Genomic DNA, 22,625 nt, shown 5'->3' with positions numbered 1-22,625 from the left:
AAAGTACCATGGTACTTCCCTACGGGTGTCTTCCTTTTTCTAGGAGAAAAGAAAAAATAGAATTATTATAAATCTAATAAAGCATCTTCTTGATGGGTTATCACGGTGCAATTAGAAGTAGCATAGGCTTTACAAGTAAGAAAAAATCCTGCCTCAATTTCTTTTTGCTTTAAAAAGTCATAATCATGATCAACTGTACCTTCTGTTAACTTTCCAGTACAACTTACACACACCCCTGCCCGACAGGAATAGGGCAAATTAAAACCCTGTCTTTCCGCCGCATCCAAAATATACTCATCTGGCATTACGTCGATGACGGTATCAATGCCTAATTGTTCGTTAACTAAATGAACTTTATAATTGTTGGACATTTTTATAAAAAATTGAACTAGATAAATATTAAAAACAACTCAAAAAAAACTCTTTTGACCACTGAATAAACAAAAAAAATATCATAAATAATATTTGTTATTGATCTATGCTCATAATGTATATGAGATAAAATGAATGATTTTTTGCTTAAAGGAGTTTATTTCACACTAACCCTTATTGTAGTCAATAAAGAGAAAGAAAAAGTTAATCCTTCCTAAACAGGTTCTAAGAGTCTGATTTTTTATCAGATAAATTTGAGCTTATTCATATAGTAAATCTTTAAGGATAATCAATAATCTATTATGCTGAAATTATTAAATAATCTTTACATTCACACTCATCATGGCAAATCAACAGCAAACGGATATTGTAATTATCGGTAGTGGTTTAGGGGGTTTATGTTGTGGGGCAATGTTAGCAAAGTATGGTTATAACGTCATTGTTTGTGAAAGTCATAACTTGCCGGGGGGTGCTGCCCATGGTTTTGAGTATAAGGGTTTTAAGTTTGATTCTGGGCCTTCTTTATATTCAGGATTGTCTTATTCCCCTTCGACTAATCCACTACGTCAGGTTTTCGACATCATTGGGGAAGATGTGGAGTGGAAAAATTATAACAATTGGGGTTGTTGGTTGCCCGAAGGTTATTTTGATGTGGCAGTGGGCGCTGATGATTTTTATAAATTGTTGCTGAATCTACGGGGGGAGGATGCAGGTAGGCAGTGGCGTAGGTTACAGGAGGTGATGAAGCCTTTGGGAAAAGCATCTACGGCGATTCCTCCTGGGGCTTTTCGTTATGATTTGGGAGCCATTTTTACCCTCGCCCCCTATGCGGTGTCTATGCTTCCCTACGTCTTTTCGGCGGGGAAATTAACGGGCAGTTTTGGCAAAATTATGGATGAGGTGGTGACGGATGAGTTTATTCGTAACTGGTTAGATTTACTGTCTTTTATGTTGTCGGGTTTACCTGCCCATGGCACTTCGGCGGCGGAAATGGCTTTTATGTTTGCAGAGTGGTATCGCCCTGATGTGGTGTTGGATTATCCTGTGGGGGGTAGCGAAGCGATGGTTAATGCTTTGGTAAGGGGTATGGAAAAGCATGGGGGGCAGTTATGGTTATCTAGCCATGTGCAGGAGATTATGGTGGAAAATAATCGGGCTGTGGGGGTTGTGTTGCGTAATGGAAAAACTATTAGGGCAAGTAAGGCAGTCATTTCTAATGCTTCGATTTGGAATACTATTCCTTTGATAGGGGAGGGAGTATTGCCAAAGGATTTTGTGCAGGGGGTGGAAAAAACACCGATGAATGATAGTTTTATGCACTTACATCTGGGCATTGATGGGGCTGGTTTACCTGAAGATTTGCCTTGTCATCATATGATTGTTAATGATTGGCATCGGGGAGTTACTGCCGAGCAAAATGTGGTGGCGGTGTCGATTCCTTCTTTACTTGATGCTAGTTTAGCCCCTGAGGGTAAGCATTCTATCCATGTTTATACCCCTGCTACTGAGCCTTATTCCTTGTGGGCTGGGTTGAGTCGTAATAGTGATGAGTATAATGAGTTGAAAAAAGTGCGATCGCACGTTATGTGGGAAGCCCTAGAAAGATTTATCCCCGATATTAGGGAAAGATGCGAAGTAACTTTGGTAGGCACACCCCTAACCCACCAACGATTTTTAAGGCGTTATCGAGGCACCTATGGGGCGGCATGGAATGCCGATGAGGGTTTATTTCCCGGCTCTACTACTCCCATAAATAATTTATACTGTTGTGGTGATTCCACCTTCCCCGGCATAGGTGTACCTGCGGTGGCCGCTAGTGGTATGATTACTGCTAATACCCTCGCTTCTGTGTGGCAACATTTACAAGTGTTAAACAATTGATAATTGATAGTGGATAATTGATAATGAAATTTTGTTCACTCACGGTGTAATTATTAAGTTTGGGTAGTCTGCCATTAAAAAGATAATATTTTGTCAATTTTTCCACTGTGTATTAAATATTGAAATATATAAAAAAGTTATTGTCAATTCTCAATTAACCATCGATGGTTATATCTAAAAGTTTATCTAAATTAGGGGCATAACTAGGGAGGGAAAAAGTGTTAGGGTTGACGGCTTGAGAGTAGGTAAAGTGACGATAATTTAGACAAAAATAATCCCAGTCTGCCATCTGAATGCGAAATACCTTGATAAAAATATTTGCTAACCAAATGGGTAATGGTATCTGAAAATAAACTTTTTTATTAATCTTTTTAGAAATAGTTTTTATGGCTTGACTGGCGGTTAAAGGTTCGTTACCTAAAACCAATTTGTTATTATAAATAGGATCTAATTTATCGCCATTTTCTACTAAATAACTAATAACCGTGGCGATGTCTTGCCCATGGATAAAATGAAAACTACCATCCGCATTAAACCAACGAATTAACCCCATCCATTGAAGAATATCTTTTAAGCCCCCTGATAAATGGGAATAGGGTTTGTTATCAGCGCCCCCAAACACAAGAGTAGGATATACGGTTATAATGCGATCGCACAGTGCCAAATCTGCTAACTTTACAAAACACTGGTATTTAGTGCGAATATAGTCCGTACCAATTTCCCCAGCTTCGGTTAATAATTGATTATTACGATCTAAAATACTGGCAGTAGAAAAGTAAATGATTCGCTGACAATGTTCCGCACTAAGGGCATTTATTAGATTAATATTAGCTTCTACGTTTACTGCATAGGATTCTTTTTCGCCACCCCAACAAGTAGCGGTAAGGATGGCAACGTTAATGGTGCGAAGAATATCTTGATAATCAAGGATGTTTTCAAGGTTTCCTTTTAAAATATTGACACCGGGACGATAGTTATAGTCAAATTGTAGTTTGTCGGGATTTCTGACTAAAAAATAAAGTTCGTGATTGGTTTCTTTGATCAAAGATTCCGCCATATAATGACCAATACAACCACTAGCCCCAGTAACGAATATGCGCATTATAATATGTTGTTTATTTGTTTCTCGATAACTCTTGTTTATTGTACAGATATAGGGTTAATTTTGTGGCAAAAAATCTAGGAGGGCATCACGCATTACATCCACGGGGGCTTTTTTTCCTGTCCAAATTTCAAAGCCCACAGCGCCCTGTTGCACCAACATTTCTGTACCATCGATAATGGTTGCGCCTTGTTTTTGGGCTTGTTGTAATAAAAGGGTAGGACGGGGGGTATAGATCAAATCATAGACGATCGCCCCTAGTTTTAATAAAGAAATTTGTTGATTATTTAGAGGAGATTTATCGGTATGGGGAGACATTCCCAAGGGCGTAGTATTAACGATTAAATCACTTTGGGGCAAAATTTCGGTCAATTCATCCCATGGGTGAATGGTGATTTTTGCTTGTAAAAGTTCATAATCCCAACTATCTTGAAATTCTTTGAGTTTATCTAAATTACGCCCGACAACTTTGATTTCTTCGCAACCTAACTGGGCGCAACCGACAATTACCGCCCTCGAAGCGCCACCATTACCCAAGACGATGGGGGTAACATCTGCCCAACGGCGATTTAAAGTTTTCAGGGGGGCCATAAAGCCATCAATATCCGTATTTGTGCCATGCCATCCATCAGGGGTTTGCCAGACGGTATTCACCGCGCCAATTAGTTTGGCAGTGTCGGTAATATAACTGAGAAAGGGCATTACCGCTTGTTTGTGGGGAATTGTCACGTTAAATCCTTTTATATCCACTGCCCGAAATCCATCAAGGGCTGTTTTTATATCACTTTCCATGACGGGGAAAGGCACATAAATATAGTCGAGGTTTAAAAGGGCGATCGCCCGATTCTGTATAATGGGTGATAAGGAATGTTCGATGGGATTGCCAATAATACCAAGAATTTTTGTTTTACCTGTAATTTTCATAGTTTTTTTTAGATTACTTTACTTTAACAAGGGGCTTAAGCCCCTTGCCTCCAACTCCCCCTTGCTTCCAACTCCATTACCCCTTCTTTTATCTTGCTTTAGCTCTTAAATAGATAACTTTTCACACTGAGAATAATCTATGTTTAAAACGTCATAATTACCAAAAATTTTCAGCTTTTTAGTAAGGTGTGATAAATCAGATAAAGCCTTTTTTACTTCATTTTTAGACTTATGTTTCTGTAAATCAATAAAAAACAGATATTCACCCAAAGAGCGTTTTGTCGGTCTTGACTCTATTCTAGTTAAATTAATATTATTTTCAGCAAAAATTTGTAAAGGTTTTACTAATACCCCTGGCTTATTTTTCTCAAAAGAAAAACCAAGAGAGACATAATCCCCATCTTCCTTTTTATCCTTACTTACCACCCAAAAACGAGTACAGTTATCGGGATAATCGTTAATATTGGCTTCTTTTATGGGTAAATCATAGAGTTGGGCAGCCCTCAAAGATGCGATCGCCCCTGCGGTAGGATCATGATTAACTATTTGTAAGGCTTCAGTGGTAGAATTAGCCGCCACCAATCGAGCATCAGGGGTATGTTTATCAAGCCACTTTTGGCACTGGGCAAGGGCTTGGGGATGGGAATAAACAGTTTTAATACCATCAAGACAATTACCCCGAGACAAAAAATTATGCACCACAGGCAAAGTCAAACCCTGCTGAATCTGTAACCCATCCAACTCCCACAAACTATCCAAAGTCATAGAAACAATGCCTTGGATAGAATTTTCCACTGGCACAACCCCCACATCTGCCCTCCCGTCAGCCACCGCCAAAAGAGTTTGAGCAATATTGGGATAAGGTACTAACTGTGTTTTTATTCCAGTTTCCTCCTCTATATTTTGAGCATAAATTAAGGTGGCAACCTCAGAATAAGTACCGTTAGGGCCTAAATGTGCGATCAATTTTGTCATAGAAAATTAGAATATTTTTGATAAATGCTTAAAGTGGGGAATGAACGATGGAAAATATTGGAAGTGACAACCCCTCTCCTATGGCAGAGAGGAGTAAACGTTAGTAATTTAGAAAATATAAATAAACACAACGAATTGAAGATAAAGTAATATTCTCAATTATCCATTCTCCATTCTCAATTATTTATTCTATTCCTGCATCACGATTTTTAATCGCCTCAGCCATCTTCGAGATTACCTCATCCACAGCTAAAGCCCCTAAATCACCGTTAGCACGGGTACGAATGCTTAGAGTGTTACTTTCCACCTCGTTACCACCGATAACCGCCATAATAGGAACTTTTTCTTTCTCTGCATTACGGATCATTTTACCCAATCTTTCTCCGCTACTATCAACCTCCGCCCTAATTCCTGCGAAGAGCATTTTTTGACAGACTTCTTGGGCAAAGGGTAAAAAGTCATCGTTAACCGCCATTAAACGGGCTTGGGTGGGGGCTAACCACAAGGGAAAATCCCCCGCATATTCTTCGATTAAAATGCCGATAAGACGCTCTAGGGAGCCAAAGGGCGCTCGGTGAATCATAACGGGGCGCTGACGAGAACCATCGGGGGCGATGTATTCGAGGTTAAACCTTTCGGGTAGATTGTAGTCCACCTGTACTGTTCCCAATTGCCATTCCCGTTCGAGAGCATCTTGGAAGATAAAATCGAGTTTAGGACCATAAAAAGCCGCTTCCCCTGGGGCTTCAAAATATTCCATATCCAATTTTTGCACGGCGTTACGGATAGCGCTTTGGGCTTTATCCCATACCTCTTGACTACCGATATATTTATCAGATTCAGGATCTCGGAAACTCAGACGGGCTTTAAAGTTTTTCAACTGTAGGCTCTTGAATACGGATAAAATGAGGTCAACCACACTGAAAAATTCCGATTCTAATTGATCAGGGGTAACGAATAGGTGCGAATCATCTACGGTAAAGCCCCTTACCCTTGTGAGTCCGCCTAATTCCCCTGATTGTTCGTAACGGTAAACGGTGCCAAATTCCGCTAGACGCATGGGCAGTTGACGGTAGGAGCGCAGTTCGCTTTTATAGATTTGAATATGAAAAGGGCAGTTCATGGGTTTCATGACAAAGCCGATTTCTTTCTCCATTTCTTCGGCGTTATCGGCCATCATGGGGAACATATCTTCTTTGTAGTTTTGCCAATGCCCTGAAATTTTGAATAGGTCAACCCTACCGATATGGGGAGTAACTACGGGTAAATAACCCCGTTTTACTTGTTCTTTTTTAAGGAAGTCTTCGAGGGTAGAACGAATTAACGTGCCTTTGGGAGTCCAGAGGGGTAAACCAGGCCCTACGGGATCTGAAAAAATGAATAAACCTAGTTCTTTTCCTAGTTTACGGTGATCTCTTTTGAGGGCTTCTTCTTTACGGCGTTTATATTCGGCTAGTTGTTCGGGGGTTTCCCAGGCGGTGCCGTATAGTCTTTGGAGTTGTTGGTTGTTGGCATCTCCTCGCCAATAGGCTCCTGCTATGGATTCAAGGGCGATCGCCTTCGGGTTAATTTCTCCAGTGGTTTCGAGGTGAGGCCCGGCACATAAATCCCACCATTCATCGGCTAGATGGTAGATGGTGATAGGTTCTTCTTTGATACTATCAAGGATTTCTAGTTTGTAAGGCTCGTTAATTTCTTTGATGCGGTTTTGGGCTTCTTCTCTGGTGACTACTTCCCTGACAACGGGTAATTTTTTCTTGATAATCTTAATCATCTCTTTTTTGATGGTTTTAAGATCTTTTTCTGTCAAAGGTTCGGGCAAATCGAAGTCATAATAAAATCCCGTTTCTGTCCAAGGGCCGATGGTGACTTGAGCGTTAGGATATAATTTTTGTACCGCCATGGCCATAATGTGGGAGGTGGTATGGCGTATTTTTTTTAGGTGTTCTGATTCGCTGGTACGGGGTAATTTTATTACTTCTGCTATGGATTGATCTGCCATAAAAATAAAATATATATTAATTCTCTAAAATACTATTATCCCATTATTTTAACGGGATGTGGATTTAATCTATGAGGCAATTGGCAATGGGCAATTGGTAATGGGCAATGGGCAATGGGCAATGGGCAATGGGCAATGGGCAATGGGCAATGGGCAATGGGCAATTGGCAATGGGCAATGGGCAATGGGCAATGGGCAATGGGCAATTGGCAATAGGCAATGGGCAATTGGCAATAGGCAATAGGCAAGGGGCTTAAGCCCCTTGTTAACATAGGTGATTACCAAAATTATATTTATCAATTATCAATTATTTATCATGATTAAAGAATCTTTATATAAAAGTTATACCCCCCCCACTTGTACTCTCAATATCTATAATCCTCCTTCTTTTGCTCCCCTTAAAGGGCAAAATTTAGCTCCTGACTATACTTTTGAGTTAAATTTTGATGATCCAAGAATGCCCCATGAAAACGAAATATTTATTAGGGGCGATCGCCCTTATTTGGAGAAAATTAGAGCAAAAATTAACCAATACCTCGATAAATATTTAGAAAACCTCGATTTTGAACAAAAAGAGCCTGATAGTGACGAAAATAACGATTTTATAATTGTTGGTAACGGTCAACTATATCATCTTATTAAAACCGAAGATAACCAATCCATTAAGTTAACCCATACCCAATTTTTGGACTTTACCAACGCCCTCGAAGGCTTTTATGTTGATTTCCGAGACAGCGAAAATAAAATTTATTCCCCCTTTGCACCCCTAAAAAGTATTGTGGGCATAAGTGCGATCGCCCTTATCCTTGTGGGTGGATTTTGGTGGTATAACCGTACTATTGTCACCGAAGAAATAGAAGAAATTGACACCGCCACCGAAAACAACTTCCCAGAATTTCCCGATGTGTTGCCCCCTACCCCCATCGACAGAGACTCTTTACCCCCCTCCTTACCCGATGTACCCGACAACCTTTTGGGCAGACAACCGTTGCCCCTACCTAGTGGCGATATACCCTTACCCCCCGCCAATTTTCCACCACCCCTAGAAAACGGGGATAATTCCTCATTACCCTCTCCCCCAACCTCCAACGGAGGTTCTATTACTGTGCCACAAACCCCTCCCCGAAACAATACAAACAACCTTCCCCCTTCTCCTCCGCCCCCCGAAGAATTAGCCCCTGCCCCTCAACCTGTTCCCCCACTGGGCTCAGAACGTCCCAACCTACCGACAATTCCCCCTTTACAAGCCAGAAACCCCCAAGGGAATAATGGCAATAATCTTCCTAATAATACCCCTCCTGCCCCAACTCCATCTCCCCAAGAAAAGGTTAAAAATTATTTTGCCTCCCGTTGGCAACCCCCAGAAAACTTAACCCAAAGCATCGAATACCGTTTACTCATTAACTCGGAAGGTGCCATAACTCGTATTACTCCCGTAGGACAAACCGCAGGATTTTTCATTGATAGAACCCCTTTACCCTTGCAAGGAGAGACTATTATTTCTCCCCTCAGTGAATCTGAGTCTGTCACCATCAGGGTTATTTTTGGTCCGGACGGTAATGTTAGTACTTTTAGGGAATAAAATATAGTTTTGCTAACTCAAGACTAAGTATTTGCAACGAACGAATGGAAGCCAATTTTGTTACGGAAATATTTTTACCCATTGCCCTAATTACCATTATGTTAGGTATGGGTTTATCTGTAGTTTAGACTAAATGGAAAGTGGAGCAAGGAAGGACAAGACATAAAAGAAAAATAGAGAGAAAATATAAATAAGCAAAAATAAAATCTTCTCTCTATGAACAAATATAGCAGACTGGAAAATTTCCGTCATGACACCTATGAAATGTTAGTCAAAGGTAAAGATGCCACTTTTCAATTGATGGATAGTGTTATGACCACGGAAAATGCTCGTAGTTTGGCAGATTTTTCTTTATCACCTTTTTTCCATCGGCAATGGTGTAGTACCTATGAAGCCATAAAAGATTGTCGTCCGAACAGCAACAAATTGATGAAACGATATATTCAAGAAATAGACACCTTAGAATATACATTACTAGGTATAGATCATACTCAGTGGAAGTTTGAAGATAGTCCCACCATGAAAGATAGAGGTTATCAATATTCTTCGTCATCCATCAATTCATCGGTCATAGGACAAGGATATAGCACCATCGCTTGGTTACCACCATTGAATGAGAAAGGAAGTTGGGCATTACCTTTAAGACATGAAAGAATCACATCCTTTGAAAATCCTCTGGGTAAAGCAACATGGCAACTAAGGCAAGTGTGTAGAAAATTGCCAGAAAATAAACCGAAATTGGTGGTGTTGGATTGTGAGTATGGCAATGGCAAATTTATTAAGCAAACCGCAGATATTGAAATCAGTAAGTTGATTAGAGTACGTTCTAATCTATGTCTTTATGGTAATCCTCCAGCCTATAGCGGTAGAGGCAGACCGAAAAAACATGGGGCAAAGTTGAAATTAAATCAATGTGACCATTTTCCCCATGCCCATGAAATATTAGAAATGGAAGACTCATCCCTAGGAACAATACGGATGAGTAAATGGAAAGAACTTCATTTCTACAATGCCCCTTCACAAAAGCTAACCCTGTTTAAAATTGAACGATTGAAGCAGAAAAAAACTGGTGCTTTACATCGCCCACTGTGGTTAATCTGGGTGGGAGAGCAATTTTTATCTTCTTCCAATATTTGGATTCAATACAGCCGACGATTTGGTGTGGACCACTGGTATCGTTTCGCCAAGCAAAGATTACATTGGACGTTACCCCATTTTCGCACCCCTGAGAGTTGTCAAAGGTGGAGCAATTTAATTGTCAATATTACTTGGCAGTTATGGTTATCCAAGGATTTAGTCAAAGAATATCATCTGCCATGGCAAAAACCTCAACAGAATTTAACCCCCGGAAGAGTGGCTCTGTCTATGACTTCATTATTGATGGACATTGGAAGTCCTACCCTTTCTCCTAAAAGTCGAGGAAAATCCCATGGTTGGCCTAAAGGTCGAAAAAGAAATAAGGCTAAAGTCTATCCCATGGTTAAAAAGCGTTTATCCAAGACTAAAAAAAGACGAAAAAAATAACTTTTAAGCCATTATTAAATTCATTTATCTTCTTTTTGAGCTAATCTTTGTTAGCTTACTTATTCTCTTACAATTTTTTTTTAGTCTAAACTACAGGTTTATCCCTTACGCCCAAAGATTTTCAAAGAATAATTGTTGAACCAAAGGCAATATTTATTGGGTTATTTTGCCAATTAATTGTATTACCTATTATTGCTTTTGTGCTGATGAGATTTTGGGATTTACAGCCAGAGTTTGCGGTGGGCATTATTTTACTTTCTGCTTGTCCGGGGGGGGCGACTTCTAATTTATACTCTTATTTGGGGAGGTGTGATACGGCTTTATCTATTAGTTTAACTGCTTTATCTAGTGTTATTACTATCGTTTCTTTGCCTTTTATGGTCAATTATGGCATGGAAGTGTTTATGGGCGATCGCACTTATATTGCTTTACCTGTGTTGCAAACTATTGTACAAATTATTGTTGTCACCTTAATTCCCGTCTCTTTAGGGATGCTGATTCGCAGTTATAGACCTAATTTTGCCCGTCGTGCTGATAAACCTGTTAAAATTGCTTCTGGTTTATTTATGGCTTTGGTGGTGGTAGGGGCTATTTTAGCGGAGCGAGAAAATTTAATTCCTTTTATTCAAGCAACAGGTTTTCCTACCCTTGCCCTGAATGTGATTACTTTGCTTGTTAGTTTTCTGATTGCTAAAAGTATGAGTTTAAGTTTTAAGCAGTCTTCCACTATTTCCATAGAAGCTGGTATGCAAAATGGAACTTTAGCCATTGCGATCGCCACTTCTGCTATATTATTAAATAATCCCCAAATTGCCATACCTCCTGCCATCTATTCTATTATTATGTTTGTTACAGGCGCAGTGGTAAGTTACTTTTTTAGTCGTATTAATAGTGAAGATAAAAAACTAAATAGGGTTTGATAAAAAGGTGTGATCGTGGTGTTAATTGATAATAGATAATGAGAATTATTGTGTATTTTTTTGAGCGTTGTAATATTATATTAATTTCTTGGTATTGATAATTTCTGATTCGTGACTAAATATTAGATCGGATATATTGAAAACTCCAAAAAACGATAAAACCTATTAGTAAGTAAACGAAGACTATCAAAGAAGGAGTAAGTATGTCCCAGATTTTGTCTGAATTTGAAAATCTTGCAATGCCCACCAAAAAATATGTTAAAAAACTAATAGTAATCCAAACCGACAACAGTGCGATCGATATTAGAAATGGTATAAATTGATAAAAAGACAATTTTAAACCCATTATATAAACGCCAAATACCATGTTTCCGAAGAAAGCTAAAATACCTAGCATTAATGAGATTAAATTTATCAGTTTAAACATCCTTAAATAATTTAAGCAAAAACAAAAGTTTCATGTTGAGATAAATCCTTTAATAAATTTCCTGAGCATCTTCTAAATAATATTCAATATCATCATCATCTGAAAAAAACTGACTTAAAGAAAATTCTTGCCATCCTTTTTTCTGCCAATCAGTGTATTGAGCGACATTTATATCATAATCATTAGTAATTGATAATGTGAATTGTGCTATTTTCTCAACAATTTCATCAGGTAAATTATCAATTTGTTGGTGTAATTGTTCACGAATTGTTATTTCCATAGTTGAATCAGTAGAGATAATAATTTAGTAATTTAAGCTAGTCTTTATTTTCGTCATTCAAGATAGATAGGATAGTTATATTTTTATTTAATAGATTAGTTTAATTAGTTGTATTTGGTTATGAATATTTGCAAGTTTAAAGAAAAAGAATATGGTATATTTAAAAGATAAATTAATCATTAAAAAAATAATCCTTATCAATTTTCTTAATCTCATAAGTGACTGATACGGAAACACCTAAATTATAATCTATCATATAATTTACTAAACTTTTGCCATCTATTAAAATAATTTTTGACTCAATATTTTCTACATAATCGAAAGCAGTTTTCGTGAAATCACCCGTAGTGATGAAAACTCCTTTTTTTGCTCTTTTTCCATGCAATGCACCCACAAATTTTTGAATTTCTGGTCTTCCAATTGTACCTTCCCATTTTTTGGCTTGTAAATAAATCAGGTCTAATCCTAATCTATCTTCTTTAATTATTCCGTCAATTCCTTCATCACCTACTTTACCGATAGATTCTCCCGCATCATCTCTCGAACCACCATAGCCCATACGAACCATCAAATCAATTACTAAATTTTCAAAAAAATCATAAGAATTACTTTTTATTGTGTTTAAAAGCTCATCGGCTAATTCATTTCTAATTTCTTGATAACCATTTTCAAGCATTTCTTCTGGAGTCTCTTTTTCTGTGAAAGGAACATCAGATATTTCATTATTTTGATTCTTTTTAGGAGTAACAAAATCTAAAAATTCAGAATATTGCTGAAGTTCTTTTACCGTTATTTCTTGATAATTTTTTGCTAACAAATCTTTCCCTCTTTCTGTAATTTTAAAAATTCCACGCTTAGGAGAGTGAAAAACTTTTGCTTTAACAAAATAACTTTTTGCCCACCAAATTCGGTTATCAACCTTGGTCATTGCTCCACTTCTTACTTTTTCATGTAAATCTTCAGCGGTTAATCCCATTTTACTGATCAAAATTTCCTTTGCTTCTTTCGTGGAATGTTCTTTGTCATCAGAAGCAATTTCTAAAAGAGGTTTAAAAAATTTTTGAAAGTTAGGTGTACTCATAATTTCATAATTGTAAGCATTAACAAAGTTCAATACTTACTAACAGTTGATTTTAAGGGATAATAGCATATAGACCAATATATGATAACTTTCTATGACTAATATCTCTCCTTCCTTAACAGGAAACGAAATCAGAGCAAAATTTTTAAACTTTTTTGAGCAAAAACAACATAAAATATTACCTAGTGCATCTTTAGTACCTGACGATCCTACGGTACTTTTGACCATCGCAGGTATGCTACCATTTAAACCTATATTCCTAGGGCAACAAACCCCAGAAGTACCGAGGGCAACCACTTCTCAAAAATGTATCCGTACCAATGACATTGAAAATGTAGGTCGCACTGCCAGACATCATACCTTCTTTGAGATGTTGGGTAACTTTAGTTTTGGGGATTATTTTAAATCTCAGGCCATTGCATGGGGTTGGGAATTATCAACCGAAGTATTTAAATTACCCCCCGAAAGAATTGTGGTTAGTGTGTTTCGTGAAGATGACGAAGCCTTTGCTATTTGGCGTGATGAAATAGGTGTACCGGGAAAAAGGATTATCCGCATGGGAGAGGAAGATAACTTCTGGAAATCTGGGGCGACTGGTCCTTGTGGTCCTTGTTCGGAGTTATACTATGATTTTAAGCCCGAATTGGGTGATGATAATATCGATTTGGAAGATGATAGTCGATTTATCGAGTTTTATAACTTGGTATTTATGCAGTATAACCGAGACACCGAAGGAAATTTAACGCCCCTAGAAAAGAAAAATATTGATACGGGTATGGGGTTGGAAAGAATGGCGCAGATTCTGCAACAGGTGCCTAATAATTATGAAACTGATTTGATTTTCCCTATCATCAAGACTGCTGCTGAGTTGGCTGATATTGATTATCAAAAGGCGGATGATAATACCAAGGTATCTTTAAAGGTAATAGGGGATCATGTGCGATCGGTGGTACAAATGATCGCTGATGGCATTTCTGCTTCTAATATGGGGCGCGGTTATATTTTGCGTCGTCTCATTCGTCGGGTGGTGCGTCACGGACGTTTGATTGGCATTGATGGTAATTTTATCAATCAGGTGGGAGAAACTGCCATTCAATTGTTAGAGGGGGTTTACACCAATACCAGAGAAAGGGAAAAGGTTATTAAAACTGAGTTGCAACGGGAGGAGTCGGCTTTCTTGGCTACCTTGGAAAGGGGTGAAAAACTATTGGCGGAGGTGATTGATAAGCTAAAACAGGCACAAAAAACGGAAATTTCTGGGGTGGATGCTTTTACTCTTTATGATACTTTCGGTTTTCCTTTGGAATTAACTCAAGAAATAGCAGAGGAACAGGGTATAACCATTGATGTGAATGGGTTTGAGGCGGAAATGGAAGCTCAGAGAGTGCGATCGCAATCTGCCCATGAAACCATAGATTTAACGGTACAAGGAAGCATTGATAAATTAGCTGAACATATCCATCCTACGGAATTTTTAGGCTACCATGAATATCAATTAATTAGCCACATTGAGGGTTTATTGATAGAAGGTAAATCCGTGGAAAAAGCAGAATCGGGTACTAAGGTACAGCTAATTTTAAATAAAACTCCTTTCTATGCGGAATCTGGGGGGCAAATTGGCGATAAAGGTTACCTCGCAGGGGAAGATGTTTTAGTTTCTATCAATGATGTACAGAAAGAGTCGGGCTTTTTTGTCCATTATGGCACGGTGGAAAGGGGTAGTATCACCGTAGGGCAAAAGCTACGGGCAACCGTTGACAAAGCCTGTCGTAACCGTGTGAGGGCCAATCATACTGCAACTCACCTATTACAGTCGGCTTTGAAAAAGATTGTTGATAATTCCATCTCTCAGGCTGGTTCTTTGGTATCCTTTGATAAGTTACGTTTTGATTTTAATTCCCCCCAACCCATTACTAAATCCCAGTTACAACAAATTGAGGATTTGATTAATACTTGGATTGCCGAAGCCCATCCCGCCGATATTTCTGTTATGGGTATAGAAGAAGCTAAGGCTAAAGGTGCGATCGCCATGTTTGGTGAAAAATACGGCTCAGAAGTACGTGTTATCGACGTGCCAGGGGTTTCCATGGAATTATGCGGGGGTACCCATGTAAACAATACCGCTGAAATAGGGCTATTTAAAATCATCTCAGAAACGGGTATTTCTTCTGGGGTAAGACGCATCGAAGCTGTGGCTGGGGCTTCAGTGTTGGAATATCTCAAGGTAAGAGATGAAGTTGTCAAAGAATTGGCTGATAAACTCAAAGCCAAACCCGAGGAAATTCCCGAACGTTTTGCTAATCTTCAAAGTGAGTTAAAAACCACCCAAAAAGAGTTGGAAAGCCTCAAGCAGGAGTTAGCTTTATTAAAATCCGATAGCCTAGTTAACGAAGCCCAAACAGTAGGCGAGTTTAAAATTCTCGTTGCCTCCATGGGAGATTTAGATGCCAAATCCTTACAAACCGCAGGGGAAAAACTCCAACAAAAACTCGGAGATAGTGCCGTGGTTTTAGCTTCTATTCCTGAAGAAGGAAAGGTAAGTTTAGTGGCTGCCTTTGGGGAAAAAGTTTATAAAGAAAAACAACTTCAGGCAGGTAAATTCATCGGACAAATCGCCAAAATCTGCGGTGGTGGAGGCGGAGGGCGCCCTAACCTTGCTCAAGCAGGGGGAAGGGATGCCACCAAGGTTGATGAGGCTTTGGCTACTGCTAAAAGTCAGTTGATGGACGCTTTATCTTAAGCTGTTGCGGTGGGTATTATCGCCCACCAAAATCAATAATTCTAGTAAATTAGCTTTTTCCTACGGGGGGTATTCATAAACCCTAGTCTATAATTCTCAAATCTCCTCGGCGGTTGACCACACTTTAGAGTTCGTGTCAACCGAACGCAAAGAATTGTAATATTTTGTTACATTGTGAATGTAGAACGAAAAAGCAATTATATATATTATGAATAACGATTTAACAGCTACCAACAACAGAGACTTATTCGCACCTGTCGTATTTCGCTCAGAATTCAACGACTTTAAGGATATTAGTGCAAACCAAGCATGGTCACTATTTTTCACCGCAGGTAAAGAAGACAAAAGCCTCGGATTTAACCCCGAAGCTGGTAGATTTTTTACAAATACCTTAATTGGAATTATCGTTGCAGGGGCATTAATTGGCGGTGTATTAACCGATGTAATCCCCCACTAATAACGATGCAATTAACTTTCCAAAGAACGGGTTTTTTCTGCCCAAACTCTGGTGGATAAACCCCAAACATAGATAAACCCTTCAGCGGCTTTGTGATCAAATTGATCTTGTTCTCCGTAAGTAGATAATTCGGAGTCATACAAAGAATACTGGGATGTTCTACCTACGATGGTAGCATTACCTTTAAAGAATTTGATGCGTACTGTACCGCTGACTCTTTTTTGAGTTTCTTCGATGAAGGCATCGAGGGCATTTTTAAGAGGGCTATACCATAACCCTTCATAAATCATGCGACTATAGGTTTCATCAATGTGGGCTCTTTTATAATGGGTAACATCACTGGTGAGGGTTAAACTTTCTAAGTCTTCATGGGCTTTGATAAGTACCAAAAGAGCAGGGGCTTCATAGATTTCCCGAGATTTGATACCTACGACTCGGTTTTCAATCATATCGATACGTCCTACCCCATGATTACCAGCCACTTCATTAATTTTGGTGACTAGGGCAACAGGAGGAAGAGCAACACCATTAACCGCTACGGCTGTTCCTTGTTCAAAGGTAATTTCTAAGTATTCAGGCTCATTAGGGGCATCCATAACTGATTTTGTCATGGCATAAATTTCTTCGGGAGGCTCTGTCATGGGATTTTCCAAGGGGCCCGCCTCAACACTACGCCCTAATAGGTTACGATCAATGCTGTAAGGAGAGGATTTTTTGACGGGGGCTTCGATACCAAATTGTTCCCCGTAGGCGATCGCATCTTCACGACTCATACCCCATTCCCTAGCAGGAGCTAAAATTTTAATATTGGGATTGAGGGCAGTAATACCTAAATCAAAACGAACTTGGTCATTTCCTTTTCCTGTGCAACCATGGGCAACAGCGTCAGCACCATACTTTTCGGCAGCCTCTACCAATAACTTAGCAATGAGGGGACGAGCTAAGGCAGTGGAGAGAGGATAACGGTTTTCATATAAAGCATTAGCTTTTATGGCAGGGAAAGCATAGTTAGTCACAAACTCTTCTGTAGCATCAGCCACCAAAGACTCTACCGCACCACATTTAAGAGCCTTAGCTTGTATAGGTCCTAATTCTTCTCCCTGTCCTAAATCTGCCGCAAGGGTGATGACTTCTTTTACACCCCATTCTTTTTTTAAGTAAGGAATACAAACGGAAGTGTCAACTCCCCCAGAATAGGCTAAAATGACTTTCTCGGCACGACTCATAAATTTTACTCTGTTTCAGATAAGACTAAAGGGTTATTGTAACAATAACTGTATTTTTAACCAATTGTAAGTCAAGATTTCTGTATTTTATCCAGAATGGATAAAGAGACGAAGGGATAAGAATATTTTTTGTAAATTTCTTGACAAAATTTTAACCGTTCGTTAACATAGATAATGTTGAACGCAACGGGGGACTGTAGCTCAGCTGGTTAGAGTGCCTGCCTGTCACGCAGGATGTCGCGGGTTCGAGTCCCGTCAGTCCCGTAAGAAAAAAAACTAGCACTCCTTGGGGTGCTTTTTTTGTCTCTACATTATCAACAAATTATTTATCATCAGTAATCGGTTCGTATCGCCTTGATAAATTAAATAAACTGATAACAAGTTAGTGTTTAGAAAGAGCCTCTTTTGAGTTGCAATCAGGATAAAATGAATTAAAGTTCAATTTTCCATTGAGCCTTAGCCCCGCAAACACAATAGTTAATTATCTATGCGCACTGTTGCCCAAATTAATGAAAGAATAGCCGATCGCACCGTAAAAGTTTGCACCATTGAAGAATTAAAAAGTAAAGTAAAAAAACAAGGCATAAGCAAAACTTATCAAGAAATAGATGTAGTTTGTACGGGTACCTTTGAACCCATGGAGTCATCGGGGGCAATAATTAACCTCGGTCATACAGACCCCCCCATCAAAATTCGTCAGTGTTGGCTCGATGGAGTACCTACCTATGCAGGATTTGGGGCAGTGGATCTGTGTTTGGGGGCAACGGTACCTTCTGAATATGGCAGTAATAAAGAGTTAGGGGATAACGTGCCTTCTAATTTACCTGAAAGAGGAGGGGCCCATGTGATAGAAGATTTAATTGCGGGGAAGGCTGTACCGATAAAAGCAGTGGGACAGGTAACGGACTGTTACCCTAGAGCTTCCTTTGAGTCCACTATCACCATGGATTCTATTAATCAGTTTTACTTATACAACCCTCGAAATTTGTATCAAAACTTTATTGTAGGGGTGAATGGGGGCGATCGCACTTTATACACCTACTTAGGCCCATTATTGCCCCGTCTTGGCAACGCCGTATATTCGAGCGTGGGCGCCATGTCTCCCCTGTTAAATGACCCCGATTTGGAAGTGGTGGGCATTGGTACCAAAATATTTTTAGGGGGGGCAGAAGGTTACATCGCATGGGAAGGCACCCAAAATTTCCCCCTACAAAAGAGACGAGAAAATCGCACCCCCATTGGTCCTGCCTCTACGGTGGCTTTGGTGGGAGATGCCAAACAGATGAGTCATGAATGGGTTAGGGGTTGTTATTTCAAAAATTATGGTTCATCCTTGATGTTGGGGGTAGGTATTCCCATTCCCCTGCTAAGTGAAAAAATTGTTGCTAACTGTGCTGTGGATGATAAAGATATTGTGGCACCAGTGATGGATTTTTCTATTCCCCGTCGGGTGCGTCCTAGTTTTGGGTTAGCTAGTTATGCCCACCTCAAGAGTGGCAAAATTAAGATAGAAGGGCAAGTGGTGCGAGTAGCTTCCGTGGCTAGTTTATATCTCTCCCGTCAGGTTGCCCAAACTCTCAAACAACGTATTTTAGACGCTGAATTCACCCTCACCCAAGCCGTTGCATCCCTACCGTGCGATCGCACCTTTATCGCCCAAGATGGTGCCATATAGAGAATTAAATATATTCATTGACAGGACAAAATGTATCCGCTACATCAGGATTTGATTAATGTGGGGATACTTTGCCATTTAGTTAAAAATAAGAATCTAAATCAATAGCTTCAGAACCGCCCTCTAAAAGTTGTACAATTAGCTTTCTAAGTTGTACCCATATCAATACACCAATAAAAACAGTTAGAGGTAAAGAAACTCCGTAGGACAAAACACGGTTATAAGTAAAAATTTCTAGTCCTGCGGCTAAAAACATACAAATTCCGAAACAAATACCCAGAAAAGGTACTTGTAAAACAGAAATCTCCGACATATCAGTTTTTATTCCTTTTTTGCCTTGATTACTCCAGTAATTAACTTTTATTTTTAAAGAAGATTCAAAAGCTAAACCACAGGTAATTCCAATAAAAAAACCCATAGCTAATAAAACTAAAGGGGGGTGGGGTAATGTGTACATGGTTTTATAAAAATTTTGTTATTTTGATGATAGTTGTTTGTTAAAAAATATTAACATCTTTATGGTTCACCAAGAAAAAGCAATGTATCAAAAAATTTATTGTGTCAATCATGTGGGTAAAAATCTTTTAATTGTGGGTTATCATCCTGATAAATTGTGGGAATTTAGGGCGGTAACTTCTGAAGGTATAGTTGTACAGGAAGTTAATTCTTTTGAGACGGCAGAGTTGGCAGAAAATCAAGGCAAAAAATGGATTGAAGATCATCTTTTGTGAAAAAATCAAAGATATATGCTACTCCTACATTATTGATTAGTATAGGTTGAAAAACCGCTGTAAGATAGAAGATTGATTAAATTAAATAATTATAGTTAAATTTCAATATAGATTATGCAATCTCCTTATCAAGCCAGTGATGTAGAAAATAAATGGCAACAGCAATGGACAGAAAACGAACTATATAAAACCGAAGAAAACAGCGATAAACCCAAATTTTATGCCCTTTCCATGTTTCCTTACCCTTCAGGAAAGCTACATATGGGTCATGTGCGCAACTATGTAATTACCGATGTAATTGCCCGTTTTCAACGCATGAATGGGCATCGAGTGTTACATCCTATGGGCTGGGATGCCTTTGGTTTACCCGCAGAAAATGCTGCCATTGATAGGGGAATTCCTCCTGCTACTTGGACTTTTCAAAATATAGACCAAATGCGATCGCAATTACAACAACTAGGACTATCCATTGATTGGGATAGGGAAGTGGCTACCTGTTCACCAGAATATTATAAATGGACACAGTGGTTATTTTTACAATTTTATCAAGCAGGTTTAGCATATCAAAAAGAAGCTGCAGTAAACTGGGATCCTATTGACCAAACGGTTTTAGCCAATGAGCAAGTAGACGGAGATGGTTATTCTTGGCGTAGTGGGGCAAAGGTAGAAAGAAAATTATTAAGACAATGGTTTTTGAAAATTACCGACTATGCAGAGCAACTTTTAGAGGATTTATCCCAACTAGAAGGATGGCCCGAAAGGGTGAAAACCATGCAGGAAAATTGGATAGGTAAATCGGTGGGGGCTTACCTCGAATTTCCTGTCATTGATAAAGAGGAAACAATTGCTGTTTTCACCACTCGCCCTGACACCGTTTATGGGGTAACCTATGTGGTATTAGCCCCCGAACATCCTTTAACTCCCATAGTCACCACCCCCGACAGAAAAGAAGCCGTAGAAGCCTTTATAAAAGAGGTTAGCGCCGAAAGCGAAATCGATCGCACCGCTGATGATAAACCCAAAAAAGGTGTCTTGACAGGGGGCAAAGTCATCAACCCCTTTACTGGGGAAGAAATTCCCATCCTCATCGCCAACTATGTACTATATGAATATGGTACAGGGGCAGTAATGGGGGTACCAGCCCACGATGTCAGGGACTTCAAATTTGCCAAGGAAAATGATTTACCCATCAAAGTAGTCATCTTACCCGACGATGCTGATAACGGCGATGTGTGCCTATTAGAAGCCTATACCGAAGCAGGTACTATGATTAATTCAGGTAGCTTTACGGGAATGCAGTCGGTGAAAGGAAAAAATGCCGTGATTCAATTTGCTGAAAATCAAGGCTACGGTAAAAAACGCATCCAGTATCGCCTCCGTGATTGGTTAATCTCCCGTCAAAGATATTGGGGTTGTCCTATTCCCGTCATCCATTGCCCCAATTGTGGTACGATACCTGTACCGGATGAAGATTTACCTGTAAAATTACCTGAGCAAGTAGAATTTTCTGGTCGTGGCCCCTCTCCCCTCGCTAAAATGGAACATTGGGTTGATGTACCTTGCCCTAGTTGTGGTACTCCTGCAAAAAGGGAAACAGATACCATGGACACCTTTATTGATTCTTCTTGGTATTTTCTTCGTTATACCGACGCAAACAATGAAAATGAGCCTTTCAACCTTGATAGAGTAAACAATTGGATGGGGGTGGATCAGTATGTAGGCGGTATTGAACACGCCATATTACACCTTCTTTATTCTCGTTTCTTTACCAAGGTAGTCAGGGATAGGGGTTTGGTGAATGTGGATGAGCCTTTTAAGCGTCTTTTAACCCAAGGAATGGTACAGGCGATTACCTATAAAAATCCTGTGACGGGTAAGTATATTCTCCCTGAAAATATTGAGGAAAAAGAAGAAACCAACGAGCAAGGTAAAACCGAAACTGTTTACTATGATAGGGCTACGGGCGATCGCCTTTCGGTTTTTTACGAAAAAATGTCCAAATCAAAATATAATGGGGTAGATCCACAAATAGTTTTATCTAAATATGGTGCAGATACCGCCAGAATGTTCATTCTTTTCAAAGCACCCCCCGAAAAAGACTTAGAATGGGATGATGCTGATGTAGAAGGGCAATTCCGCTTCCTCAACCGAGTTTGGACATTGGTTAATGAATTTATCGATAATCCTCAATCTGCGCCAACTAAAACCATCGATAAAACGAAACTAGGTAAGGGGGAAAAAGATTTGAGAAGGGCAATCCATACCGCCATCAAAGAAATCTCCGAAGATTTAAGCGGTGACTATCAGCTTAACACCGCTGTTTCTGAATTGATGAAACTTAATAACGCCTTGCGAGATTGCAAAGAGAAAAACTCCCCCGTATATCGAGAAGGTATTGAAACTCTTATCCTTCTCCTTGCCCCCTTTGCCCCCCATATCGGTGAAGAATTATGGCAACAGTTGGGGAATACACAATCGGTGCATTTACAATCTTGGTTGACGGTAGATGAAGAAGCCTTAACTGTAGATGAAATTACCCTCGTTATTCAAATTATGGGTAAAACTAGAGGTACTATTTCTGTACCTGCCGGCGCCACTAAAGATGAGTTACAACAGTTTGCCCAAGATTCAGAAGTTGCTCAAAAATATATCACAGGCAAAGAGATTAAAAAAGTGATTGTGGTACCAAATAAGTTAGTTAACTTTGTCGTGGTTTAATTTAGCAT

Annotated in this window: 18 protein-coding genes, 1 tRNA gene and 1 pseudogene; 11 read left to right on the top strand and 9 right to left on the bottom strand. The window is 39.3% G+C overall.

Annotated elements, in window-relative coordinates:
- Positions 1-65: 65 nt before the first annotated feature.
- Complete coding sequence (locus A5482_RS13865; RefSeq protein ID WP_069791556.1) at positions 66-371, bottom strand: 2Fe-2S iron-sulfur cluster-binding protein; 306 nt, start codon at positions 369-371, stop codon at positions 66-68.
- Between the two features lie 343 nt (positions 372-714).
- On the opposite strand from A5482_RS13865, the gene A5482_RS13860 reads away from it, so the two are divergent.
- Entirely contained in the window at positions 715-2,253 is a 1,539-nt protein-coding gene (locus tag A5482_RS13860; protein WP_069791555.1) for a phytoene desaturase family protein, read from the top strand.
- A 154-nt stretch (positions 2,254-2,407) separates the two neighbouring features.
- Here A5482_RS13860 and A5482_RS13855 read toward each other — a convergent pair whose 3' ends face one another.
- The 4 genes from A5482_RS13855 to thrS all read right to left on the bottom strand — a co-directional run bounded on the left by A5482_RS13855 (position 2,408) and on the right by thrS (position 7,256).
- On the bottom strand, positions 2,408-3,355 hold the full coding sequence (locus A5482_RS13855; protein ID WP_201150095.1) for an NAD-dependent epimerase/dehydratase family protein: 948 nt from the start codon (positions 3,353-3,355) through the stop codon (positions 2,408-2,410).
- A gap of 57 nt (positions 3,356-3,412) precedes the next feature.
- A complete protein-coding gene (locus A5482_RS13850; protein WP_069791553.1) occupies positions 3,413-4,279 on the bottom strand; it encodes a shikimate dehydrogenase in 867 nt (288 codons plus the stop codon).
- Positions 4,280-4,384: 105 nt separating this feature from the next.
- On the bottom strand, positions 4,385-5,254 hold the full coding sequence (gene pheA / locus A5482_RS13845; RefSeq protein ID WP_069791552.1) for a prephenate dehydratase: 870 nt from the start codon (positions 5,252-5,254) through the stop codon (positions 4,385-4,387).
- Positions 5,255-5,438: 184 nt separating this feature from the next.
- Entirely contained in the window at positions 5,439-7,256 is a 1,818-nt protein-coding gene (gene thrS / locus A5482_RS13840) for a threonine--tRNA ligase (protein WP_069791551.1), read from the bottom strand.
- A gap of 58 nt (positions 7,257-7,314) precedes the next feature.
- On the opposite strand from thrS, the gene A5482_RS13835 reads away from it, so the two are divergent.
- From A5482_RS13835 to A5482_RS13820, 4 genes and pseudogenes are all read left to right on the top strand, one after another.
- On the top strand, positions 7,315-7,500 hold the full coding sequence (locus tag A5482_RS13835; protein WP_446684779.1) for a hypothetical protein: 186 nt from the start codon (positions 7,315-7,317) through the stop codon (positions 7,498-7,500).
- Between the two features lie 72 nt (positions 7,501-7,572).
- Positions 7,573-8,838 carry a DUF4335 domain-containing protein gene (locus tag A5482_RS13830; RefSeq protein ID WP_141712705.1) on the top strand — a complete coding sequence of 422 codons (1,266 nt, stop codon included), beginning with the start codon at positions 7,573-7,575 and terminating at the stop codon, positions 8,836-8,838.
- 216 nt (positions 8,839-9,054) lie between these two features.
- Positions 9,055-10,362 (top strand): NF041680 family putative transposase, encoded by a 1,308-nt coding sequence (locus A5482_RS13825; protein ID WP_446684771.1) that lies wholly within the window; start codon positions 9,055-9,057, stop codon positions 10,360-10,362.
- Between the two features lie 107 nt (positions 10,363-10,469).
- Positions 10,470-11,282 (top strand): annotated as a pseudogene (locus A5482_RS13820) (bile acid:sodium symporter family protein); the annotation flags it as partial.
- Between the two features lie 476 nt (positions 11,283-11,758).
- Here the strand turns inward: A5482_RS13820 and A5482_RS13815 are convergent.
- Both A5482_RS13815 and A5482_RS13810 read right to left on the bottom strand, forming a co-directional pair.
- Positions 11,759-11,989, bottom strand: coding sequence for a hypothetical protein (locus tag A5482_RS13815; protein ID WP_069790852.1), 231 nt, complete (start codon positions 11,987-11,989; stop codon positions 11,759-11,761).
- Between the two features lie 172 nt (positions 11,990-12,161).
- Positions 12,162-13,070, bottom strand: coding sequence for a restriction endonuclease (locus tag A5482_RS13810; protein WP_069790853.1), 909 nt, complete (start codon positions 13,068-13,070; stop codon positions 12,162-12,164).
- Between the two features lie 94 nt (positions 13,071-13,164).
- Between A5482_RS13810 and alaS the strand changes: the two genes are divergently transcribed.
- Together alaS and A5482_RS13800 are read left to right on the top strand one after the other, a co-directional pair.
- Entirely contained in the window at positions 13,165-15,810 is a 2,646-nt protein-coding gene (gene alaS / locus A5482_RS13805) for an alanine--tRNA ligase (RefSeq protein WP_069790854.1), read from the top strand.
- Positions 15,811-16,018: 208 nt separating this feature from the next.
- Positions 16,019-16,267 (top strand): hypothetical protein, encoded by a 249-nt coding sequence (locus A5482_RS13800; protein WP_069790855.1) that lies wholly within the window; start codon positions 16,019-16,021, stop codon positions 16,265-16,267.
- An 11-nt stretch (positions 16,268-16,278) separates the two neighbouring features.
- Here A5482_RS13800 and A5482_RS13795 read toward each other — a convergent pair whose 3' ends face one another.
- Positions 16,279-17,493 (bottom strand): argininosuccinate synthase, encoded by a 1,215-nt coding sequence (locus A5482_RS13795; protein WP_069790856.1) that lies wholly within the window; start codon positions 17,491-17,493, stop codon positions 16,279-16,281.
- A 190-nt stretch (positions 17,494-17,683) separates the two neighbouring features.
- Here A5482_RS13795 and A5482_RS13790 point away from each other — a divergent pair.
- Both A5482_RS13790 and A5482_RS13785 read left to right on the top strand, forming a co-directional pair.
- Positions 17,684-17,757: transfer RNA gene (locus A5482_RS13790), tRNA-Asp, on the top strand.
- 223 nt (positions 17,758-17,980) lie between these two features.
- Positions 17,981-19,168, top strand: coding sequence for a homocysteine biosynthesis protein (locus A5482_RS13785; RefSeq protein ID WP_069790857.1), 1,188 nt, complete (start codon positions 17,981-17,983; stop codon positions 19,166-19,168).
- An 82-nt stretch (positions 19,169-19,250) separates the two neighbouring features.
- Here the strand turns inward: A5482_RS13785 and A5482_RS13780 are convergent, their stop codons facing one another.
- A complete protein-coding gene (locus A5482_RS13780; protein WP_069790858.1) occupies positions 19,251-19,625 on the bottom strand; it encodes a hypothetical protein in 375 nt (124 codons plus the stop codon).
- Between the two features lie 61 nt (positions 19,626-19,686).
- On the opposite strand from A5482_RS13780, the gene A5482_RS13775 reads away from it, so the two are divergent.
- Both A5482_RS13775 and leuS read left to right on the top strand, forming a co-directional pair.
- Positions 19,687-19,899, top strand: coding sequence for a hypothetical protein (locus A5482_RS13775; protein WP_242411947.1), 213 nt, complete (start codon positions 19,687-19,689; stop codon positions 19,897-19,899).
- Between the two features lie 114 nt (positions 19,900-20,013).
- On the top strand, positions 20,014-22,617 hold the full coding sequence (gene leuS, locus A5482_RS13770; protein ID WP_069790859.1) for a leucine--tRNA ligase: 2,604 nt from the start codon (positions 20,014-20,016) through the stop codon (positions 22,615-22,617).
- Positions 22,618-22,625: the final 8 nt, after the last annotated feature.

The organism is Cyanobacterium sp. IPPAS B-1200, from assembly GCF_001747005.2.
In the GTDB taxonomy this organism is placed as follows: domain Bacteria; phylum Cyanobacteriota; class Cyanobacteriia; order Cyanobacteriales; family Cyanobacteriaceae; genus Cyanobacterium.
The sequence above is the reverse complement of the archived record's forward strand: the minus strand, read 5'-3'. Positions and strand labels throughout refer to the sequence as shown.

Coding starts and splice junctions, on each gene's coding strand:
- A5482_RS13810 (WP_069790853.1), bottom strand. CDS start 13,070: ATGAGTACACCTAACTTTCAAAAATTTTTTAAACCTCTTTTAGAAATT.
- A5482_RS13785 (WP_069790857.1), top strand. CDS start 17,981: ATGCGCACTGTTGCCCAAATTAATGAAAGAATAGCCGATCGCACCGTA.
- A5482_RS13860 (WP_069791555.1), top strand. CDS start 715: ATGGCAAATCAACAGCAAACGGATATTGTAATTATCGGTAGTGGTTTA.
- A5482_RS13815 (WP_069790852.1), bottom strand. CDS start 11,989: ATGGAAATAACAATTCGTGAACAATTACACCAACAAATTGATAATTTA.
- A5482_RS13830 (WP_141712705.1), top strand. CDS start 7,573: ATGATTAAAGAATCTTTATATAAAAGTTATACCCCCCCCACTTGTACT.
- A5482_RS13775 (WP_242411947.1), top strand. CDS start 19,687: ATGGTTCACCAAGAAAAAGCAATGTATCAAAAAATTTATTGTGTCAAT.
- thrS (WP_069791551.1), bottom strand. CDS start 7,256: ATGGCAGATCAATCCATAGCAGAAGTAATAAAATTACCCCGTACCAGC.
- A5482_RS13855 (WP_201150095.1), bottom strand. CDS start 3,355: ATGCGCATATTCGTTACTGGGGCTAGTGGTTGTATTGGTCATTATATG.
- A5482_RS13780 (WP_069790858.1), bottom strand. CDS start 19,625: ATGTACACATTACCCCACCCCCCTTTAGTTTTATTAGCTATGGGTTTT.
- A5482_RS13865 (WP_069791556.1), bottom strand. CDS start 371: ATGTCCAACAATTATAAAGTTCATTTAGTTAACGAACAATTAGGCATT.
- pheA (WP_069791552.1), bottom strand. CDS start 5,254: ATGACAAAATTGATCGCACATTTAGGCCCTAACGGTACTTATTCTGAG.
- A5482_RS13795 (WP_069790856.1), bottom strand. CDS start 17,493: ATGAGTCGTGCCGAGAAAGTCATTTTAGCCTATTCTGGGGGAGTTGAC.
- A5482_RS13800 (WP_069790855.1), top strand. CDS start 16,019: ATGAATAACGATTTAACAGCTACCAACAACAGAGACTTATTCGCACCT.
- A5482_RS13825 (WP_446684771.1), top strand. CDS start 9,055: ATGAACAAATATAGCAGACTGGAAAATTTCCGTCATGACACCTATGAA.
- alaS (WP_069790854.1), top strand. CDS start 13,165: ATGACTAATATCTCTCCTTCCTTAACAGGAAACGAAATCAGAGCAAAA.
- leuS (WP_069790859.1), top strand. CDS start 20,014: ATGCAATCTCCTTATCAAGCCAGTGATGTAGAAAATAAATGGCAACAG.
- A5482_RS13850 (WP_069791553.1), bottom strand. CDS start 4,279: ATGAAAATTACAGGTAAAACAAAAATTCTTGGTATTATTGGCAATCCC.